Origin of the sequence: Ereboglobus sp. PH5-5, assembly GCF_029504805.1 — a bacterium.
GTDB lineage: Bacteria > Verrucomicrobiota > Verrucomicrobiia > Opitutales > Opitutaceae > Ereboglobus.
Window position 1 is genome coordinate 12,307 of sequence record NZ_JAQFIT010000013.1, and the last position, 20,511, is coordinate 32,817.

Below are 20,511 nucleotides of genomic sequence, written 5' to 3' on the forward strand. Positions count from 1 at the left end.
TTCCCGCCGCCGTTTTACCTTCCGCCACCTTGAAACTACAAAGCGCGATATTTGCCGACGTCGCAACAGCCACGACATTCTGGGACGAATACGGCCCCGTTTGGGTATTTGTCGTGGCTGGCGTCGCGGGCATTTTACTCGGGCTGGTGGGGTCCTGGATGGTCACGCGCTACTCGCGCCGCATGGCCGCGCACCAGGCAAACCAGCTTGTCGAGGTGGCGCGCCGCGAGGCGGCGGTCGAGGCCCATGAACTGCGGCAAAAAGTCGAGGAGGAGATGCAGGAAAAACGCTCCGAAATGACGCGCGAGTTTGACCGGCGCGAAATCGAGGCCGATCTCAAATTGCGCGAAATCCGCGCGCACGAGGAATCGCTCGCGTTGCTCGACCATCAACTGGAGCAAAAACAGGAGCGCCTTTCGCGCGAAAACGCCGCCGCCAAGCAGGCGCGCGACGTGCTTCGGGAAACGTCGAAAAACCTGCGCAAACGCCTCGAGGGCATGTCGCAAATGGACGCCGAGGAGATAAAGAAAATTTTGCGCGAGGAGGTCGAAATGGAATGCCAGGACGAGTTGCGCCTTCTCCGCCGCGAAACACTCGACCGCTCCGAGCACGACCTCGAAATGCAGGCGCGCCGCATTCTCATCGCCACGATGCAGCGCATGGCGTCAAAACCCAACGCCGACATCACCGCGACGATTGTCCAGCTGCCCAACGATGAAATGAAAGGCCGCATCATCGGCCGCGAAGGGCGCAACATCAAGGCCTTCGAAGCCGTCACGGGCGTCACGCTGCTCATCGATGAAACACCGCAAATGGTGCTCATCTCGTCGTTCGATCCCGTGCGCCGCGAAATCGCGCGCATCGCGCTCGACAGCCTCGTGAAGGACGGCCGCATCCATCCGGCAAGCATCGAGGAAAGCGTCAACCGCGCCGCCGAGGAGGTGAACATCAACGTGCAGCAAGCCGGTGAATCCGCCGTCGAATATCTCGGCGTGACGGGGCTGCATCCCGAGATTATAAAACTGCTCGGCAAACTAAAATACCGTTTTTCCTACACGCAAAACGTGCTCGACCACTCGATCGAAGTGGGCTTCCTCGCCTCAATGATCGCCAGCGAAGTCGGCCTCGACCCGAACATCGCAAAACGCGCCGGCCTGCTTCACGACATCGGCAAGGCGGTTGATGGCGAATACGAGGGCAGCCACGCGACAATCGGCGCCGAGTTTGTGAAGCGCCACGACGAGACGCCCATCGTGGTCAACGCCATCGCCGCGCACCACGAGGAGGTAAAACCCGAGACCGTTTATGCGGGCCTGGTGATTCTGGCCGACACGATCTCCGCGATCCGCCCGGGTGCGCGCGCCGAGGCGATGACCAATTACATCCAGCGCCTTGGCCGCCTTGAAAAACTCGCGCTCGGCATCGACGGCGTGCAGCAGGCCTACGCGATCCAGGCGGGCCGCGAAATCCGCGTGCTCGTCTCGCCGCAACACGTCTCGGACGACCAGGCCCGCGAACTCGCCCGCGAACTCCGCCGCAAAATCGAAAGCGAGCTCCAATACCCGAGCACAATCAAGGTGACCGTAATCCGCGAATCGCGGTTCACCGAAACGGCAACGTGAGGTTGCGCGCGCAAGCCGCCCAAACTTCATGAACAAAAGATAATTCCATGAGGCATGCGCTGGCAGTTTTGGTGTTATTCATTGGAATACTCCTTGTTTGCGCCGGTTGCAGAAAGAACCCCTACGACCAAAAAATCTCGGCGGCGGACCAAGAGGAGTTGAACCGCTGGCTTTCGTTCAACACACACCGCCTCAGCGTCCGGGAAATCGAGGAGATAAACAACAGCATGAGGGAGATAAGAATCTCATTCATGCTGCGAGACGCCAAAAAATCGAAAACCAACGAAACCCTGAACCGGCTGCTTTGCGAAAAAATCAACGGCCTGCCCCTGAAAGAAATGGTGGTGATGGGCTACGAATTGCAAATCGGGCGCTATGAAGTCGAGCGATTGCGGCTGGTGGGGGATCTCCATCATAAAAACAAATTGAAAACACGCCCCGGCGACCTGGACTCGGAATGCTTTTTGCGGGAGCAAAAGGAAATGGTGGGCGAGCAAATAGGCGAATTCGACTCGCGCATTGAGCGGTGCAAGACGCGCATCAAAGAACTTTGCGAAAAATTCGCCATGCCCGATCCGGCAACCGACTCCACCCCGCCGGAGCGAATCAGCACCGGGGACTCTTGATTTTTTGGGGCGGGGATTGCCGCACCGCGAGGGCGCGAGCCCCATAGGCGCCAACCTGTTTGTTATTTACGCGCGCCAAAGGCGTGCCATTCGGCAGCCCAGGGTCGAGCTTGCGAGACCCTGGGGAAACGATGGAAGACAACGCGCCCTGTAAGGGCGCTACAAATAACGTTTCAAAATGAACGCCGTGCGTTTCTCGCAAACCATGTCATCGTTTACGATGAATGTTACGCGTGGGATTGAGGCGCATGTGGCACCGCTTGAGCACGGCATTGTGCGCAAGCGGCTGGTTGCAAACGTATTCACGTCATCCGCGTTTGGGCTTGATAAGCAACATGTGGAAAAGAAGATGCCCGAATGTCCCAAATAACCCTGACACCGCGCCAACTCGCCATTGGCGGAGGCTGTTTTGCCGTGGCGCTTCTGGCCGGCATTTTTCTGGTTGTCTCCGGCAATCAAGACCGGGACATACCGCTGGAGCCTGTCCAGGCTTTCACGCCTCCGGCGGCAAGTGTTGCGGCTCCCGAAGCGACGGTGCAAAAACAAGAGACGCCCGCGCCGGCAAAACGTCCGACAGGCAAGGTTTACCCCAAGGAAATCGCCCATGGCGAGGAGGTGGATATCAAGGATTATGCGGTTCCGGATAAGATGATGATATTCGATTTCACCAGCCAGTATTGTCCGCCGTGCCGCCGGGTCGCGCCGCGCCTCGAAAAGTTGCATTTCGATCGCGAGGATGTCGTGGTGGTCAAGGTGAACATAAACCGACCGGGCGTGCGGGGCATTGATTTTCGCTCGCCGGTGGCACTCAAATACCGGCTGCCCTACGTGCCCTACTTTGTGGTTCTGCCCGCTGATCGCAGCCGTGTCATCGAGGGAAAGGACGCCGCGAACATGGTGTATGAAATGTTGCAAAAGAACGAACGCGGATGACCCGGCGGGGCGGTGTTGATTCGCGCCCGCGCTGAACGCGGACGGACACCGGGTTTTTGGCCCGGAAGCGAATTTGAAAAGCGTGCTCGCCCTCGGGCGGCAATTCCGGCAAACGCAAACCTTTTCATATTTAGACCAAACGCACTCCGCTATCCCTCACCAAGCCATGGCAATCCATCAACTGAACGAAGAACAAATCCGCACCTGGACTCGCGAGCAAAAGGACCACTGGTGGTTCACAAACATCTTTCGCGGCAACATGCCGCAGCTCACGCTTCGCTCCGGCATCACGGGTTTTGTTCTCGGCGGCATCCTCGCCTCGACCAATCTCTACGTCGGCGCCAAGACAGGCTCGACGCTCGGCGTGGGGCTCACATCGGTGATTTTGGCGTTTGCGCTGTTCCGCGTCATGTCGCGCATGGGGCTGGCAAAGGATTTCACGATTCTGGAAAACAACGCCATGCAGTCCATCGCCACGGCGGCGGGTTACATGACCTCACCGTTCATCTCGTCGCTCGCGGCCTACATGCTCGTCACGGGAAACATCGTTCCCTGGTGGCAAATGCTGTTGTGGAACGTGGTTATTTCGATCACCGGCGTGCTGGTGGCGTTTCCGATGAAGCGGCGCTTTATCAACGAGGACCAGCTTCCGTTTCCCGAGGGGCGCGCGTGCGGCGTCGTGCTCGACACACTTTACACGGGCGAGGGCGCGAGCGGCTTGTTCAAGGCAAAGGTGCTCGCCGTCGCCGCGGTGCTGGCCGCGGGCATGCAAATGGTCATGGGCGAGGGCTGGATGAAGTTAATCCAGTTCAAGTTGCTCCGCCTTTCCGGCAATCCGAAGGAAGGCGCGCTCTGGCACTTCAACGAAATGGTCGACCAGTATTATTACAACATCGCCACCTGGGTCCCGAAAATCATGGGAACCGACATCCGCGAGCTCGGCCTGCGCGTGAGTTTCGACTTGAGCATGATCGGCGTCGGCGGGCTCATGGGCATCCGCATCGCGACAAGCATGCTGATCGGCATGATAATCAATTATGTGTGGCTCGCGCCGTGGATGATCCAGCTCGGCGACATCACGCGCAAGGTCGGCCCCGACGGCACGCTGCTTCCGCTCAATCGCGGCGAAATCGTGAACCAATGGTCGCTCTGGTGGGCGATCGCAATGATGGTGGTCGGCTCAATGGTGGGCCTGTTTGGCAAACCGAAAATGATCATCAACGCGTTCACCAACCTGTTTAAAAAGAAGGAAAAAACGAAAAAGGGTCACGACGTGCTCAAGCACATCGAAGTGCCGCTGTGGATATCGTTCGTCGGCGTGCCGCTGTTCGCGTTGCTCGGCGCGAGCATGGCGCATTGGTTTTTCGGAGCGAGCTGGGTGCTTTCGCTCGTGGCGGTGCCGCTCATCTGCGTGCTCTCGATCATCGCGACCAACTCGATGGCGCTCACCTCGTGGACGCCCGTCGGCGCGCTTTCCAAGATCACGCAATTCACCATGGGCGCGCTCCAGCCGCACAACGCGGCGACAAACCTCACAACCGCCGGCATGACCGCCGAGGTCGCGGGCAACGCGGCCAACCTGCTCTCCGACATCAAACCCGGCTACATGCTCGGCGCAAAACCGCGCCAGCAGGCGATCGGCCACGTGATCGGCATCACCGCCGGCGCGCTCGCCTCGACGCCGCTGTTCTTCGCGCTTTTTCTGCCAAAAAATTCAGAGGGCGTGCGCAGCATCTCAACGCTGGTGTCGGACACCTTCGGAATGCCCGCCGCGCTTCAATGGAAAGGCGTGGCCGACCTGATTGCGAAGGGGCTTTCCAGCCTCCCGACAACGGCGGTCATCGCCATGGTGATCGCCGCGGTGGCGGCGTTGCTCTTCGAGGTCATCCGCATAGTGACCAAAAACAAATTCCCCCTCTCGGCCGTTTCGATCGGCCTCGGCGTGGTGCTGCCGCCAAACGCGACCATCTGCATGTGGTGCGGCGCGCTGTTTTTCGAGATCATGCGCCGCAAATACAAAACGCCAAACACCAAGGGAAACACAATCTGGGTCGAGTGCCTGGAGCCGATTTGCGCGGGCCTGATCACCGGCGCGGCACTGATCGGCATCGGCGACGCATTGATACAAAACGTGCTTCCGATTTGGTGATCGGCGACGGCTCATCCAAAGCCGTCGCGCCCGCAAAGGGTGCCGCATTATATTATATAAAGTGATGCGCCGGCATCATGGCGCCTGTTTACACTCTATTCACATTATTCATGGAAAAATAATGTGAATAGGGGGCGCGCCGGATGACTGGGTTTGAACACGCGCGCATCCGGGCGCAGTTTGAACATGAAATTATCCAATATCATGAAAACAAAAGGGCGTTTTTTCACACTCACACTTGCCGGCCTCTCATTTCTCGCATGCGGTCTTTTCGCATTTGAGGGCAAAATAACCATGCGCGCCATTGATTTGGCCGGCGACGCGGAGCCGCGCAATGTCACGCTCCACGCCAAGGGCGAGCTTTTGCGCCTTGAGCCGGCGGCGCAAAACCCGAAGGACAAGCGCGCGGTCACGATCATTGACCACAGCCAGCGCAAAAAGACCGTGCTCATGCCCGGCAGGAAGGCTTACACAATAAAATGGTTTCACGGCCAGGTTGCGGAGCAGATGGCGGTTGATTTCAGCCAGACACAGTTCAAGGCAGCGGGCGTAACGGAAGAAATCGCCGGAATTGACGCTGAAAAATACACGGGCACGGCGCAGGATGAAAAATACACGGAGCTTTGGGTGACAAAATCGCTGGGAAAATTCCTGCTCGATTATCCCGGCATGGGCGAGGTTGACGCCGTTGGCAGCAATATCGAACAGGCCGCGTGGTCGAAATTCGCCTACTCGCAGGATTTTTTTGTGCTTCGCGCGGTCGAATACGATCGGAAGGGAGGCGCGGAAAAATCCCGTTTTGAGGTGACTGAAATCACCCGGGCCAAACAACAGGATTCGCTTTTCAAAATCCCGGAGGGTTATAAGGAAATCGACGCGCCCGAGGGGAGGAACAAACAACCCCGGTAATGCCGCGCGCGCCAAAAACACACAAGGCGAAAGGGCTGCCTCCGGCGCAACCGTCCCGCTTGCGCACGCCAATGTTGATACAATTATTATATCAACTCCGGTAATCCGCGTTTTCGCTCACGTATTCATGCGTAAGGTCGCCGCCCAGAACCGCGCAGTCGCCGTCGCCGCTCGCGAGGTCGATTTCGATTTCAACGCCGCGCTCGTGCGGCGGATAATGAACCGGCGGCGCAAACACGCCGTCCGCTGTCGGCGCGCTTGCGTAAAGCTCGGCCTCGCGCAAATGCGCCACAAGCGCGTTTTCCTTTTCCGGGTCGAGCCTGAACACGCCGTTCGCAAAGATCTCGACCCCGCCCATGCGCGCGCTCATGCGCGACACATCGAGTTCCGGCATGTGCGCGCCGACGTGTTTGCCGATTGCCTGCACAAGGCGCCCGACATTCGGATCGTTGCCCGCGACGGCGCATTTGAAAAGCGGCGCGTTGACAATCGCCTTTCCAAGCGCGCGCGCCGTGTCGCGATCGGGCGCGCCTTTCACCGCGACACGGATCACATGGCGCACGCCCTCGCCGTTGCGCACGACATCCTCCGCAAGGTCGCGGCACACTTGCGCGAGCGCCGTCTCGAACGCGGCATATTCGCTCGCGGCGCAGGGCACTTTTCCGGACGACACAAGCGCGACGGTGTCCGATGTGCTCGTGTCGCTGTCGATGCTGATGGTGTTGAAACTCAAATCGACGGCGCGCGCGAGCATGGCGCGCAGCGCGTCGCGCGGCACGGCCAGGTCGGTCAAAATATAAACGAGCATCGTGGCCATGTTCGGCTCGATCATGCCCGCGCCTTTTGCGATTCCGACGATGCTGCCCGCCCCGACGGAGGCGCGGCGGATTTTCGGATAAAGATCGGTCGTCACAATGCCCTCGGCGGCGGGCAATATCGAATCGCCCGAGAGGGCTGCGACCGCATCGGGCAGCGCGGCCATCATCGCATCGGCGGGAAGCGCCCAGCCGATGACGCCGGTCGAACTGGGTAGCACTTGCTCCGGCGAAATGCCGAGGAGCCGCGCGGTTTCGGCGCAAATGCGCTCCGCGGTTTCCACGCCGCCGGGCGCGCAGACGTTGGAGATTTTGTTGTTGATGATAATCGCGCCGAGCGCGGGTTCGGCGAGCCGTTTGCGTCCGATGATGACGGGCGCGCCGGGAAAGGCGTTGCGCGTAAACATCGCGGCAAAATCCGGCGTCGGCTTGTCGAGCGCGATAAGCGTGAGCGTCATGCGCGCGGGTTTCGGCGCCTCGACGGGGGTGAACTCAAAACGGACGGTGCCGGCGCGAAATCCGGCGGGCAGCGCGGCTTGCGAGGCGAGCCATGCGCGATGGGCGTCTTGGTTGGCAAAAATAAGATTGGTCGATGGCACGGCGAAGAAAACGCGAAGGGTGAGGCGGGAAGAGTGAAACGTCAAAAAAAGAAAGCGACCCCGGAGGATCGCTTCCCTTTTTATGAATCACTCGTCGTCCACCTTGATGTCCTTGTTGCGGTGGCGCGGGCTGCCGGCGCGGAGCCAGCCGTTGATGAAGCGGTCGATGTCACCGTCGAGCACGCCTTGCGTGTCGCTGGTTTCGACGCCGGTGCGCAAGTCCTTCACCATTTGGTAGGGTTGCAAAACGTAGCTGCGGATCTGGCTGCCCCAGCCGATTTCACCTTTCTCGCCGTAGAATCTTTCCATCTCGCTGCGCTGCTCGTCGAGCCGGCGCTCGTAGAGGCGCGCTTTCAGCACGCTCATCGCGCTGGCGCGGTTCTTGATTTGCGAGCGTTCGTTTTGGCAGACCACGACCATGCCCGTCGGGATGTGCGTGATGCGCACGGCGGAGTCGGTCGTGTTGACGCCCTGACCGCCCTTGCCGGAGGAGCGATAAACGTCCACGCGGATTTCGGTTTCGGGAATATCGATTTTGATGTCGTCGTCGATTTCGGCGACGACATCCACCGCGCAAAAGGAGGTGTGACGGCGCTTGTTTGAATCGAACGGGCTGATGCGCACGAGGCGGTGCACGCCGCGCTCGGCGTTCACGTAACCGTAGGCGTTTTCGCCCTTGATGAGGAGCGTGGCGCGGCTGATGCCGGCTTGGTCGCCGGGCTGCACGTCCTGCACCTCGACCTCGAAGCCGCGACGCTCGGCCCAGCGCGAATACATGCGGAAAAGCATGTCGGCCCAATCGTTCGACTCGGTGCCGCCCGCGCCGGCCTGGATGGAGAGGATGGCGTTGTTTTTGTCGAACTGGCCGGTGAGGTAGGAGGCGATTTCGAGCTTGTCGAGCTCCCCGACCATCGCGGCGGCGGTGGTTTCGAGCTCCTTTTCAAACTCGGCCTGCTCGGCTCCCTCGGAGGCTTCGGCGAGCTCGACCATCACGTCGAGATCGTCCGCCCTTTTCTTAAAGGCGACGACGGGCACGACCGCGCTCTTGAGCCGGTTGAGATTGGCGATGTGTTTTTGTGCGCGCTCGTTGTTGTCCCAAAAATCGGGCGCGCCCATTTGCGCTTCGAGCGCCTCTATTTCGCGGGTCTTTTGGTCGACGTCAAAGAAACCTCCATAAATGACCGGCTCGCTTTTTTATGTATTCGATGTGGGAAAATGTTTCTGGTGTGATCATGATGTTGTTTGTGAGCCGCACATGGCGGCACGCGGGCGCGCAAGGCGCAAGGGGAAATTTGACTCGGAAAAAATCTTCGCAAAAACGAAATGCGGGCTTGGCAACCGGTTCTCGCGCGCCGCAAAATGTGTGTTACTCGAAGGCAAAGCCGCTTTTCGCCCACGGCGAAAGACAGTCGTTTGAAATTACACGCAGCGACGTTTGTTTTGCCACTAGAGTCCTTACGCGGGACGCAGCGCGTGTCGCCCAACAGCAATTATCAAAAGAAAGGACATTGTATGACGCCGCCCAACATCACGACAAAAAGGCCCTCCGGCCGGGGCATTCAACCGCGCAAATATCGGGCTATTCAACGCCGGGACCTCGACTCCCTGCCGCAACTCAGCGGCCTCTCGACGGAGGAGCTTCTCGGCATGAAGGCCGTCGCCGCGGTGCTTCCGTTTCGTGTCAACGAATACGTGATCGAGGAACTCATCGATTGGGACGCGATTCCGCAGGACCCGATGTTCCAGCTCAGTTTTCCACAGCCCGACATGCTCGCGACCGACGACCTCGCCGCCATGCGCCAGCTCATCGCCGATGACGCGCCCGCCGCGGAACAATCCGCGCTCGCGCACGCCATCCAGCTCAAGATGAACCCCCACCCCGCCGGCCAGATGGAGGTCAACGTGCCTCGCCTTGAGGACGGCACGCCGCTCCCCGGCATGCAGCACAAGTATCGCGAAACCGTGCTCTTTTTCCCGAGCCAGGGGCAGACCTGCCACACCTATTGCTCGTATTGTTTTCGCTGGGCGCAGTTCGTCGGAATGGACGACCTGAAATTCGCCAGCCGCGAAGCCGACAGCCTCCGCCGCTACGTCACGCAGCACTCCGAGGTAAACAGCATCCTTTTCACCGGCGGCGATCCAATGGTGATGAACGCCTCGCTGCTCTCGCGCTATATCGAACCGCTTCTCGAGCTCGACCATGTGTTGAGCGTGCGCATCGGCACCAAGTCGCTCGCATGGTGGCCGTATCGCTTCGTGACCGACAACGACGCGGACGACGTGCTGAAGCTTTTCGAGCGCGTCGTAAAAAGCGGGCGCCACCTCGCGCTCATGGCGCACTTCTCGCACCCGCGCGAACTCGAAACACGCGTCGTGCAAACCGCCATCCGCCGCATTCGCGACACCGGCGCGATCATCCGCTGCCAGGCTCCGCTCGTGCGCAACATCAACGACGATCCACTGGTTTGGACGAATCTCTGGAAACGCCAAATCGTGCTCGGCATGGTGCCGTATTACATGTTTGTCGAGCGCGACACCGGCCCGAAAAACTACTTCGAGGTGCCGCTCGCCCGCGCGTATGAAATTTTCAACAAGGCCTATCGCCGCATGTCCGGTCTTGGCCGCACCGTGCGCGGTCCGTCAATGTCCGCGCTTCCCGGCAAGGTGCTCATCGACGGCATCGCCGAGGTTCGCGGCGAAAAGGTTTTTGTGCTGAAATTCATCCAGGGCCGCGAACCCTCGTGGGCCGGTCGCGTCTTCTTCGCGCAGTTCGATGAAAAGGCCACCTGGCTCGACCACCTCAAGCCGGCGTTCGGCGAAAAGGAGTTTTTCTTCGAGCCCGCGATGCGCGACATCAAAACGCACCACCGCGCGCCCGCATGGGGCGACCGCTCAAAGTTCGTGAAACGCCTTTCCGAATTCGGCCACGTCGAGTGGATGTGATTTGGAGACGCGCGGGGCGTTGCGCGGCAACGCTCCCGCGGGCGGCAACGGAACTTTACCGCGGATAGCTGCCAAGCCATTTAACCATCGTGCAATACTGGCGCATCTCGGCGATGGCTTCGCGCATCTCGGGGTCGTCAATATGGCCGCCCGTGTCGATGTAGAAATAATAATCCCATGCCTTGCGGCGGCTCGGACGCGATTCGATTTTTGAAAGGTTGATTCCGCGCTTCGACAGGGGCTCGACCATTTTCAAGAGCGTCCCCGAGTGCAGGGCGGCGTTTTCGTCGAGCAAAACCAGCAGGCTTGTCATGTCGCGACCTCCGCCAACCGCGCCCGACGGCTCGCGGCCGATCACGAAGAAGCGCGTCATGTTGTTCGCCTTGTCCTCAATGTTGCGCGCCAGGATCGGAACGCCATAGCGCACGGACGCGAGCTCGTTGGCGACGGCCGCCGCGCCGGGTTGCTCGGACGCGATTTGAACAGCGCGCGCGGTGCTCGACGCATCGCACAACTCGACATTCGGCAGGTGGCGTTGCAACCAGAGCCGGCATTGCGCAAGCGCCTGGTCTTTTGAGTAAACTTTTTTGATTTGGTCGAGCGGCTCGTTCGTGATCAGGCAGTAGGAAATTTCCATGTAGAGCTGCGCGACGATTTTCAGCTCCGAGGAGACAAATTGGTCGATCGCGTCGCGCACGGAACCGTCGGTTGAGTTTTCAATCGGGATGATGCCGTAATCGACCTCCTTTTTTTCCACCGCAGTGAAAATGTCCGCAAACGAAGTCATGGCGTGGTAATCCACGCTCGATCCGAATTTCCTGATGGCGGCCTGGTGGCTGTTTGTCGATTCGGGGCCGAGGTAGGCGATTTGCAGCGGCTTTTCGAGCGCGATGGCCGCCGACATAATTTCGCAGTAGATGGCCTTCAGCGCGTCGTTTTTGATCGGACCCTTGCTGAGCGATGTGACTTTGCGCAGCACTTCCGCCTCGCGCTCGGCCACGTAGATTTTGCCGCCGACGCTGCGCTTGGCCTTGCCGATTTCGGAGGCCAGGGCGAGGCGTTGGTTGATCAACTCAACAAGCTGGCGGTCGATGACGTCGATTTTTTCGCGAAACGGGGTGAGGTCCATGGATGCGGGTTGTTGCGGAAAAACTATTCGGATTTTTCAGGCTCTTCGGAATCGGGATTATCCGGCTGATCGGTCGGATCGGGCAGGGGCGCGACTTCCTCGGCGGAAGCCGCCACCGCCGCGAACGGCGGGGTCGAGTGGTCCCCGACACTCACTTCCGCGAGATTCGGCGACTCGCCCTCGCCCTCTTCGAGCGGCAGGCCCATGTCGGCGTCGGAGGGCGGCGTGACTTTCGCCGAATTTTGCAGCCACGCGTCGATCTGGCGCGGCGAGAGCACGTCGGACGCAGGCAGCTCGACGAGCGACTTCACGCCGACGAATTCGAGAAACTTGTCCGTCGTGCCGTATTGCAACGGACGTCCGGGCAAATCAGCGCGACCCGTGATATAAACGAGTTCGCGCTCAATCAGCTTGTTCAGGCCGGCGTCGGCGGACACACCGCGAATGGATTCGATCTCACTGCGCGTCACGGGCTGGCGGTAGGCGACGATCGCGAGTGTTTCAAGGGCCGACTGGGAGAGCCTCACTGGCGGCGGTTCGTCGCGCATAATGCGAATCCAGCGCGCAAAGCGCGGATGTGTCATGAGCCGGTAGCCGGCGGGGCCCTCAACAAGAATATAAATGTCGTTTGCCTCCTGCAGCTCGACGGCGATGGCGTCCATCGCCTCTCGAATTTGCGCCGCGGTGATGAGCGAGGGCACGCCCTTGTAAAGCTCCTCGTCCGAGTCCTCGGGGAATTGCACAACAACCTCCGCGGCATCATCGGCGGGCGGTTGCGGTTCGCCGTCCTGCGGCTTCTCTTCGGTTGATGGTTCAGACCGCAGCTCGGCGGGTTTCAACGAAGGCGCCTCGGGATCGGGGTCCGGCTCCGGTTCACGCTCGACAGGCGTGTCGTCGGACGCATCGGCATTTTCCACAATATCATCGGCGGACGCATCCGTTGCGACGGCATCCGACGGCACGGTAAGCGGCGGAGCCTCCTCGTCATTTTCGACAGCGACGGGAGCTTGTTCGTGAAAACGCGCAAAAATGTCCTGCACGTCCTTGATGGAAAGTGCCTGGCTGGAGGAAAACAGGAGTGCGCGAAGCACCTTTTGCAGATTGAAAGCCATTGATAAAAATGAGCCAAAAATGAATGAGCCGCCCCGCCCCGAAGCAATAACGAAAAAACAGGCCGCCCGCCGCCGGCCTCGTTTCAAAACTAAATGAACTTCGGACTACGCTCGCGCGTCCGCAATTGCCTGCGCGAGATCAACGCGTTTTTCGTAAATCGCCTTGCCTATGATCACGCCGTCGAGGTTGGCGTGGCGCTTCGCGAGCGCGCCGAGCGCACCGACATCGCCTTGTTGCGACACGCCGCCGGAGGCGATCACGCCGCATTTCACGGTTTTCAACATCGCCTCCTGCGCGGCGAGATTCGGACCGGTCAGCATGCCGTCGGTGCCGATGTCCGTGTAGATGAGCGTGGACACGCCGAGCGCGTCCATGCGTTGCGCAAGCGCCAGCGCGCTCGTGCCGGTCGTGGAAACCCAGCCCTTGACCGCGACCATGCCGTCTTTCGCGTCGATGCCGACGGCGACTTTCGGGCCAAACGCGCCAACCAGCTCGCGCACAAACTCCTCGCTTTCCGCCGCGCGCGTGCCGACCACGACACGCGACACGCCGAGTGCCAGCGCGCGCTCCACCGCCTCGCGCGAGCGCATGCCGCCGCCCAGTTGCACCCTCATTCCCGCGGCGACGATTTCGCGCACCACGGCCAGGTTTTGCGACTCTCCGGAAAACGCGCCGTCGAGATCGACCACATGCACCCAGCCCGAACCGGCTGCCTTGAATTGCGCCGCGATCTCGGCGGGGTTCTCCGAGTAGATTGTTTGCTGGTCCGCGCGGCCCTGTGTGAGGCGCACGCAGCGCCCGCCCTTGATGTCGATGGCTGGATAAATTGTCATGGTCGAAAGCGCGTAAAACGCCCCCAAACCCTCCCTGTTGCAAAGATAAACTGCGGGGAAGGTCAAAAAAATGCGCTGTGCGCTCCAGACTCTTGCGAATACGCGCATTATGTTGCACTTCGCACTTCCCTTGGAGTCCGCTTTTCCTTAACTCTCCCAACATGCAAACAATCGGCGAACGACTTGAAGAGGCCCGCAAGCGCAAGGGCGTTTCCATCCGCGAAGCCGCGGAAGCCACGAAGATTCGCGGCGAGTATCTGCACAAATTTGAATCCAACCAATACGACATCCGCCTGCCGGAGATTTATGTGCGCGGATTTCTCCGTTCGTATGCCAATTTCCTGAAGCTGCCCGCCGATCAAATCATCGCCGATTACAACGCCCTGCACCACGGAGAGGCCAAGTCCAGCCGCTCGATGAGCCGGGAAGTTTACGGGCGCATGGACATCTCGACCAGCAAGGACAAGGAAACCAAGGACCCGCTCACCGGGGGAACCACCCCGCCCATGCCCGGCGTCTCCGGCGAACCCGCCGCGACCACGCGCAACCCCGCCACGTTTGTGCCGCCGCACTCGCCGGGCTCCTCGCTCGACAAAAAACTCCTTATCAAGCTCGGCGCGATCATTGGCGTGATCGCGGCCATAATCATCCTGATCGTTGTTCTTCTCAGCAACGGCGGCTCGTCGGCATCCGCGCCCAAGGAAACATGGGTGCAGGCGCAGGCGGGCGAGGCCACGATCACAATCACCGCGAAGGATCTCCCGGTTGAGGTGAAAGTCACCTCAAAGGACACCCAGCCGGACGGAAGCGCCATCACCTATTACCAGGGCACGATTCCCGTCGGAGAGGCGCGCGCCATTCCGCGCCGCACGGACATCATTATCGAGTGCGCGCATCCGGAAAACCTGCTTCTGACCGTTGGCAACTGGACAGGACAGCTCACCGACCCCGCAACAGGCCGGCTAATGACGCGCGGACAAATCAACAAACAATAGTCCGCCTCCACCCATTCCCGGAAAAGAATCCCCGTTAAAAAACGCACCGGTCAACCCGGTGCGTTTTTTGATGACAAGGCATGCCGCGGGCAACTGGGCATTATTAGTCATGACAAACACGTTCGCATATATTTCATTTGCGTGAGATTTAAAAAAATGACGCGGACACTTTCTTTTATTATTCCGTGTTACAACGAGCGCGCGACCATTCGCACGCTTGTCGACGCCGTGCTCAACTGCGGTGTGAACCCAATCGAAATCGTCGTTGTTGACGACGGCTCGACCGACGGCACCCGCGACGTGCTCGAAAGCGAAATTGCCCCGCTCGTTTCCAAGATTGTTTACCATGAGAAAAACCAGGGCAAAGGCGCCGCGCTGCGCACGGGCTTTCAACACGCCACAGGCGATTACGTGATCGTGCAGGACGCCGATCTTGAATACGACCCGCGCGAGCTTCCGCTCCTCATGCAGCCGCTCATCGACGGCAAGGCTGACGTTGTTTTCGGCTCGCGCTTCATGGGCGGCGCGCCCCACCGCGTGCTTTATTACTGGCACAGCCTCGGCAACAAGTTTCTCACGACGCTCTCAAACATGTTCACCAACCTCAACCTCACGGACATGGAATGCTGCTACAAAATGTTCCGCCGCGAGGTTATTCAGGAAATCGCGCTCAAGGAAAACCGTTTCGGCTTCGAGCCCGAAGTCACCGCCAAGATCGCGCGCCGCCAGTTGCGCATTTACGAGGTCGGCGTCTCGTATTCGGGCCGCACTTACGCGGAGGGAAAAAAGATCGGCTGGCGCGACGGATTTCGCGCCATCTACGCCATCTTGAAATACAACATCTGGCACCGTCGCGGCTAAGCGGCGTATCCAGTTTCTAGATACAAGCTCCGCCGTTTGATCATAGCATGAGGGTGAGGATGTCGCGCTTGTCGTCCTTGAAGCCGGCCTTCAAGTAAATCCCCATGGCTCTCTTGTTGTGATGATTCACCTCGAGCCGGACGGCAACCGCGCCCTCCCGACGCGCCCAGTCGCCCACCATGTCCAGCGTTTGCGGAGCCAAACCCCTGCCGCGCGCGGCGGGCGCCAGGTAAAGCTCGTCGAGAAGCGCCACGCGCCCGCCAAATTCAAGGCTGTGCCAGAACACAACCACCGCATAACCGCCGGGCGCGCTCCCGGGCGCGGATGTGTTTTTCAGCAAAAACACACGTCCAAGCTGCGGCTCGCGCAACAACGCGCGCAACGCCGTCCGCACCGGCCCGGGGCGAAACTCGATTTGATCCTCCTTGTAAAACTCCCCTATCATCGCAAACAACGCGCCTTCGTCGGCGGAGCCGGCCCCGGTCCATTTCCAGTCAATCGTATTCATTTTAAAACAATTCCTCCTGCCGCATGGCGTCGCGTTTTTCGGGATTCGCCGTGCTTGTTTGCAGAAGCCACGGCACCGTCATGTTGGAAAACTCCGGCCGCCGTCCGAGCGAAACCAGCAACAACGCCGCCGCGAGCGCGTCGTAGAGCGCGGCATGGTAGCGCCGCCGTCCCTCGGGACAATGCTCCGCCGCCATCAGGTCGAGCTCCGCCTGCAAGCCAAACGCCGCCACGAGTGTTTCCAACCGGCAGGATTTGAGCTGCGGGAAAACCTCCGCATACAAACGCCCCGTGTCAATCCACGGCCCCCACTCGGCGGTTGCATGCGAGCCGCCGCGCGCAAAATCGGGCGACTGCCGCGAATAGGGCCACGCGGATTTGATGAGCGAGTTTTCCGCGTGCGCAAAATGCGCCCCGAGCGGCCCCGTCTCGCGCAATCCCGCAAAATAGGCGAACTCCCCGTCCGTCGCAAACGACTCGGAATGCGCGACCAATCCCGCCGTGAGGCCGTGGATCGCCGCGTCCTCATTGCGCACGCGACCGGTCGCCCGGCAAAACCGCGTGCGCGTTCTTTCAACACGACCACCCCGCAGGGTAACCACGCCGTATTCAAGAATTCCGGACGCAATACTCCCCTCGAAATCAATGAAGTGAATGGGAATCTCGGTCCAACGCATGGTGATCACAGACAAAAATGAAAATCCCGGGATAATTCAACAACAGCAATCGAAGCCGCAAATGCGCGCCTTGCTTTTAAAATCATTCATTTGCTTGACCCTTCCCGTCCGTGCGCGAGACGCTTTGCGTTTTTCCTAAAACATCATGCTCAAAGCAGGCATCGTCGGCCTTCCCAACGTAGGCAAATCCACACTCTTCAACGCCCTCACACGCTCCCGCAAGGCGGAGGCCGCGAACTACCCGTTTTGCACCATCGACCCGAATGTCGGCGTCGTCACCGTGCCCGACGAGCGCGCCTACGTGCTGCAAAGAATCGCCAAGACGCAGGTCGTGATTCCCGCGGCGGTTGAGTTTGTCGACATCGCCGGACTCGTTGCGGGCGCAAGCAAGGGCGAGGGCCTCGGCAACCAGTTTCTCGCCAACATCCGCGAGGTGGACGCCATCGTGGAAGTCGTGCGTTGCTTCGAGGATTCCGACGTCGTGCACACAATGGGCGCGGTCGACCCCGTGCGCGACATCGAGGTGATCAACACCGAGCTTGTGCTCGCCGATCTTGAATCCGTGACGAAGCGCATCGAGAAAACGCAGAAAAAAGCGAAGTCCGGCGACAAGGAGGCCATCGCGGAAATGGCGCTTCTCGAAAGACTCGTGCCGCATCTCAACGAGGGCAAAACCGCCAACGTGCTTCCCGGCGCAACCGAGGACGACCGGGCGATGATGAAACTCTTCCAGCTGCTCACCGCCAAGCCCGTGCTCTTCGCATGCAACGTCGCCGAGGGCGATCTTGCCACGGCAAATGAAAACCCGTTCGTGCAAAAAGTCGCCGAGTATGTGCGCACGCACCACGACGCGGCCTATGTGCCGATCTCCGCGAAGATTGAAGCCGAGCTCATTGAGTTGCCGCCCGAGGAGGCGAAGGCGTTTTTGAAGGATCTCGGCGTGGACGACTCCGGTGTCTCAATGCTGATTCGCGAGTCCTATTCGCTTCTCGGCCTGCAAACCTACTTCACCGCCGGTGAAAAGGAAGTGCGCGCGTGGACGATCAAAAAAGGCTGGAAGGCGCCGCAAGCCGCCGGCGTCATTCACACCGATTTCGAAAAAGGTTTCATCAAGGCCGAGGTTGTCAGCTTCGAGGATCTCTCGCGACTGGGCAGCGTGCTCGCCGCGCGCGAGGCCGGCAAATACCGCCTCGAAGGCAAGGATTACGTCTTTCAGGACGGCGATGTCGCGCTGTTCCGGTTTAATAATTGAGCGGCGCGCTTTTTCGAGAAAAGCAGAAATCCCCGCGCATTGCCAACGGCCATGACCGCGCCGCGATCATTTGCGGCGGCGGGGTTTTGTTTGCATGAAACCCTTGCGATGAGGCCGCCGGTCATGGCATGGTCGGGCTTCTTACCATGCCGCAAAACTCTCCTCGCATTGCCGTGATCGCCTGCTCCGTCCTTGAGGACGAAGTGGGTCATTTTGCGCGAGGGCTGCCGCATGTGAAGGTGATCGAGTATTTGCCGCAGTTGTTGCACAACGAGCCGGTGCGTTTGCGCGCTGAATTGCAAGCCGCGGTGGCGCGTTGCGAGGCGAACCCGGCGGTGGACGCAATCGTGCTGGCCTACGGTTTGTGCAGTCGCGGCGTGGAAGGGTTGCGGCATGCGCGGTGTCCGCTCGTGATCGCGCGCGCACACGATTGCGTAACGCTTTATCTGGGCTCGAAGGAGCGCTACTCGGAATATCTTAAAAAACACCCGGGCACCTATTGGTATAGCCCCGGCTGGATCAAGGCGCACGCTCCGCCCGGCCCGGATCGCGACGCGTATTTGCGGGAGGAATACGCGAAACAGTTCGAGCCGGAGGACGTGGAATATTTGGTCGAGCAGGAACGGCTCTGGACCGCGCATTATGATCGCGCCGCCTACATCGGGCTCGGCGCGGGCGAAAAACCGGAGCAGGTGGAATACACGAAGCAATGCGCCGCGTGCCTTGGCTGGGTGTTCGACCATGTGCGGGGCGACGAGTCGTTGATGCGCGATTTGTTTGCCGGGCCGGACAAGTGGGACGCGAAGCGTTTTCTGATCGTGCCGCCGAATCACGGCATTCAATTGACCGCCGATGACTCCGTGATCAAAGCCGTGCCGCTGGAGGAGTCGAAATGAGCGCGGCCGATTCATTGCGTGTGCGCGCGGTCGATGAGACGCGCGAACTGCCGCTTGCTCCGGCTGATCTTGCCGCCGCGAACACAAGCATGTTGACGGATTTTCTGGCAAAACGCGGACTGGCGTTGAACACGCGTTGCGGCGGGCGCGGATTGTGCAGCGGATGCCTGGTTGAAATCGAGCGCGCCGGAGGGAAACACGAACAGGCGCGCGCGTGCCGGATGCCGCTTGCGGAAGCGGTGGGCGCGGCGGCGAAAAACGCCGTCATCTCGATTCCGTCGAGATCGTTGTTAAAACAGCAGCCGTCGGTCGTGGATGATTTTCGCGTCAACATTCCGATGGCGCGAGATCCGCTGGTCGCGGGTGCGCGTTACGGCGCGGCGGTGGATGTGGGAACGACGACGGTGGCGGTGATCGTGTGCGATTTTGAAAACGGAAAAGTGCTTACGCGCGCATCGGCATTTAATGCGCAAATCAGGTTCGGCGAGGACGTGCTCACGCGGATTCAATATTGCTGCACGAACGGCGCGCCGGCGGTGCGCGAACTGCAGCATGCGTTGATGACGGAAACCATTCAGCCGTTGATCGAAAAAGCCTGCGCCAGGGCGGGCATCGCAAAAGGGGATGTGGGCGCGATCGCGATCGCGGGCAACACGACGATGCAACATCTCGCGGCGGGCGTCGATCCGGCGCCGTTAGGCGCGCATCCGTTCACACCGGCGTTTCTGGAGCATCGCGTGTATTCGGCGGAGGCGCTGGGTTTGGCGTGGCGCGGGCTGCCCGTGCATTTATTGCCCGGTCTTTCCTCCTACGTTGGCGCGGATTTGACGGCGGGGCTAATCGCGACGGGATTGGTTTACGAGGACGGTCCGTCGCTGCTCGTCGACGTGGGGACGAATGGTGAAATCATCGCAAAAACGGGTAACCGCATCGTGGGCTGCGCGACGGCGGCGGGGCCGGCGTTCGAGGGTGCGGGATTGTCGTGCGGCATGCGCGCGGCGCGCGGCGCGATCGAACGCGTGCGCATGAACGTGAATGCCGGTGGCGCTTTTGAGATGCGACTCGACGTGATTGGCTCTGGTGAAAACGGCGCGCCACTGAAGCCAATCGGCATGTGCGGCTCGGCTTACATCGATTTTTTATGGGAAGCGCGACGCGCGGGATTGCTCATGCCAAACGGACGTTTTGCGCCACGGGAAAAGCTGCCCGAGGGCGTGTGCGTGGAGGTCGATGAACACGGGAAAAAGTTCCGCATCCACGAACACGGCGCGTCGGAACCGCTGTGGATTTCCGAAATGGATGTCGTGAAATTGCTGCAGGCGAAAGCGGCAATTGGCGCGGGCATTTGCACGTTGCTTGACGTGCTCGGCATCAAGGCGCGCGACATAAAACGGCTTTATCTTGCGGGCGGTTTCGGCATGCACCTGTCACTCGAGCACGCGATCGGCTGCGGCTTGCTGCCCGGCTTCGCGCCGGAGCAGATCGAGGTGGTCGGCAACACATCACTCGGCGGCGCGTATCTGGCGATGAACGACAGCTCGCTGCTTGATGAAATGGAAACCGCGCGAAAACGCTTCGAGGCCGTCGAGCTAAACCTGCACCCGAATTTCGAGGATGCGTATATTGACAACCTGATGCTGGAGTAACCTTGC

General features: G+C 60.1%; 20 protein-coding genes. 13 read left to right on the top strand and 7 right to left on the bottom strand.

Translation table 11 applies throughout. The features are described from left to right. The first annotated feature begins 29 nt into the window (after positions 1 to 29). The 6 genes from rny (at position 30) to M2103_RS09580 (ending at position 6,239) form a co-directional block, all read left to right on the top strand. Positions 30 to 1,622 (top strand): ribonuclease Y, encoded by a 1,593-nt coding sequence (gene rny, locus M2103_RS09555; RefSeq protein ID WP_277510235.1) that lies wholly within the window; start codon positions 30 to 32, stop codon positions 1,620 to 1,622. A gap of 71 nt (positions 1,623 to 1,693) precedes the next feature. Further along, on the top strand, positions 1,694 to 2,248 hold the full coding sequence (locus M2103_RS09560; RefSeq protein ID WP_277510236.1) for a hypothetical protein: 555 nt from the start codon (positions 1,694 to 1,696) through the stop codon (positions 2,246 to 2,248). A gap of 178 nt (positions 2,249 to 2,426) precedes the next feature. After that, positions 2,427 to 2,618, top strand: a complete 192-nt coding sequence (locus tag M2103_RS09565) for a hypothetical protein (protein ID WP_277510237.1) — start codon at positions 2,427 to 2,429, stop codon at positions 2,616 to 2,618. A 44-nt stretch (positions 2,619 to 2,662) separates the two neighbouring features. Next, entirely contained in the window at positions 2,663 to 3,181 is a 519-nt protein-coding gene (locus M2103_RS09570; protein ID WP_277510238.1) for a thioredoxin family protein, read from the top strand. A gap of 166 nt (positions 3,182 to 3,347) precedes the next feature. Continuing rightward, positions 3,348 to 5,330: an OPT/YSL family transporter gene (locus M2103_RS09575; RefSeq protein WP_277510239.1), complete on the top strand. Its 1,983-nt coding sequence runs from the start codon at positions 3,348 to 3,350 to the stop codon at positions 5,328 to 5,330. Positions 5,331 to 5,534: 204 nt separating this feature from the next. After that, a complete protein-coding gene (locus M2103_RS09580) occupies positions 5,535 to 6,239 on the top strand; it encodes a DUF4412 domain-containing protein (protein WP_277510240.1) in 705 nt (234 codons plus the stop codon). 91 nt (positions 6,240 to 6,330) lie between these two features. Here M2103_RS09580 and argJ read toward each other — a convergent pair whose 3' ends face one another. Then, on the bottom strand, positions 6,331 to 7,653 hold the full coding sequence (gene argJ / locus M2103_RS09585; RefSeq protein WP_277510241.1) for a bifunctional glutamate N-acetyltransferase/amino-acid acetyltransferase ArgJ: 1,323 nt from the start codon (positions 7,651 to 7,653) through the stop codon (positions 6,331 to 6,333). 87 nt (positions 7,654 to 7,740) lie between these two features. After that, a protein-coding gene (gene prfB, locus M2103_RS09590; protein ID WP_192881149.1) for a peptide chain release factor 2 occupies positions 7,741 to 8,887 on the bottom strand; the annotation gives its coding sequence in 2 pieces (ribosomal slippage) (positions 7,741 to 8,814 and positions 8,816 to 8,887; 1,146 coding nt in all). Here prfB and M2103_RS09595 point away from each other — a divergent pair. Together M2103_RS09595 and M2103_RS09600 are read left to right on the top strand one after the other, a co-directional pair. Next, complete coding sequence (locus M2103_RS09595; protein ID WP_277510341.1) at positions 8,831 to 9,070, top strand: hypothetical protein; 240 nt, start codon at positions 8,831 to 8,833, stop codon at positions 9,068 to 9,070. The genes prfB and M2103_RS09595 overlap by 57 nt on opposite strands. A 95-nt stretch (positions 9,071 to 9,165) precedes the next feature. Then, a complete protein-coding gene (locus M2103_RS09600) occupies positions 9,166 to 10,596 on the top strand; it encodes a lysine 2,3-aminomutase (protein WP_108824452.1) in 1,431 nt (476 codons plus the stop codon). A gap of 55 nt (positions 10,597 to 10,651) precedes the next feature. On the opposite strand, the gene pheA is transcribed toward M2103_RS09600, so the two are convergent. The 3 genes from pheA to hisA form a co-directional block, all read right to left on the bottom strand. After that, positions 10,652 to 11,725, bottom strand: coding sequence for a prephenate dehydratase (gene pheA / locus M2103_RS09605; protein ID WP_277510244.1), 1,074 nt, complete (start codon positions 11,723 to 11,725; stop codon positions 10,652 to 10,654). A gap of 23 nt (positions 11,726 to 11,748) precedes the next feature. Then, the gene (gene scpB, locus M2103_RS09610) at positions 11,749 to 12,837 is read right to left on the bottom strand and encodes an SMC-Scp complex subunit ScpB (RefSeq protein ID WP_277510246.1); all 1,089 of its coding nucleotides are present in this window, start codon (positions 12,835 to 12,837) and stop codon (positions 11,749 to 11,751) included. 105 nt (positions 12,838 to 12,942) lie between these two features. Beyond that, positions 12,943 to 13,671 (bottom strand): 1-(5-phosphoribosyl)-5-[(5-phosphoribosylamino)methylideneamino]imidazole-4-carboxamide isomerase, encoded by a 729-nt coding sequence (gene hisA / locus M2103_RS09615; protein WP_277510247.1) that lies wholly within the window; start codon positions 13,669 to 13,671, stop codon positions 12,943 to 12,945. A gap of 161 nt (positions 13,672 to 13,832) precedes the next feature. On the opposite strand from hisA, the gene M2103_RS09620 reads away from it, so the two are divergent. Together M2103_RS09620 and M2103_RS09625 are read left to right on the top strand one after the other, a co-directional pair. Further along, on the top strand, positions 13,833 to 14,666 hold the full coding sequence (locus M2103_RS09620) for a helix-turn-helix domain-containing protein (protein ID WP_277510250.1): 834 nt from the start codon (positions 13,833 to 13,835) through the stop codon (positions 14,664 to 14,666). Between the two features lie 156 nt (positions 14,667 to 14,822). Continuing rightward, the gene (locus M2103_RS09625) at positions 14,823 to 15,527 is read left to right on the top strand and encodes a glycosyltransferase family 2 protein (protein WP_277510252.1); all 705 of its coding nucleotides are present in this window, start codon (positions 14,823 to 14,825) and stop codon (positions 15,525 to 15,527) included. A gap of 40 nt (positions 15,528 to 15,567) precedes the next feature. Here M2103_RS09625 and M2103_RS09630 read toward each other — a convergent pair whose 3' ends face one another. Both M2103_RS09630 and M2103_RS09635 read right to left on the bottom strand, forming a co-directional pair. Continuing rightward, complete coding sequence (locus tag M2103_RS09630; protein WP_277510254.1) at positions 15,568 to 16,035, bottom strand: GNAT family N-acetyltransferase; 468 nt, start codon at positions 16,033 to 16,035, stop codon at positions 15,568 to 15,570. A gap of 1 nt (position 16,036) precedes the next feature. Beyond that, positions 16,037 to 16,711, bottom strand: coding sequence for a 3'-5' exonuclease (locus tag M2103_RS09635; protein ID WP_277510256.1), 675 nt, complete (start codon positions 16,709 to 16,711; stop codon positions 16,037 to 16,039). Between the two features lie 145 nt (positions 16,712 to 16,856). Between M2103_RS09635 and ychF the strand changes: the two genes are divergently transcribed. The 3 genes from ychF to M2103_RS09650 all read left to right on the top strand — a co-directional run bounded on the left by ychF (position 16,857) and on the right by M2103_RS09650 (position 20,505). Then, entirely contained in the window at positions 16,857 to 17,963 is a 1,107-nt protein-coding gene (gene ychF / locus M2103_RS09640; protein WP_345783551.1) for a redox-regulated ATPase YchF, read from the top strand. A 146-nt stretch (positions 17,964 to 18,109) separates the two neighbouring features. Further along, on the top strand, positions 18,110 to 18,859 hold the full coding sequence (locus tag M2103_RS09645) for a DUF1638 domain-containing protein (RefSeq protein WP_277510257.1): 750 nt from the start codon (positions 18,110 to 18,112) through the stop codon (positions 18,857 to 18,859). Then, positions 18,856 to 20,505 carry an ASKHA domain-containing protein gene (locus tag M2103_RS09650; RefSeq protein ID WP_277510259.1) on the top strand — a complete coding sequence of 550 codons (1,650 nt, stop codon included), beginning with the start codon at positions 18,856 to 18,858 and terminating at the stop codon, positions 20,503 to 20,505. The genes M2103_RS09645 and M2103_RS09650 overlap by 4 nt, the downstream gene beginning before the upstream one ends. The last annotated feature ends 6 nt before the right edge of the window (positions 20,506 to 20,511 follow it).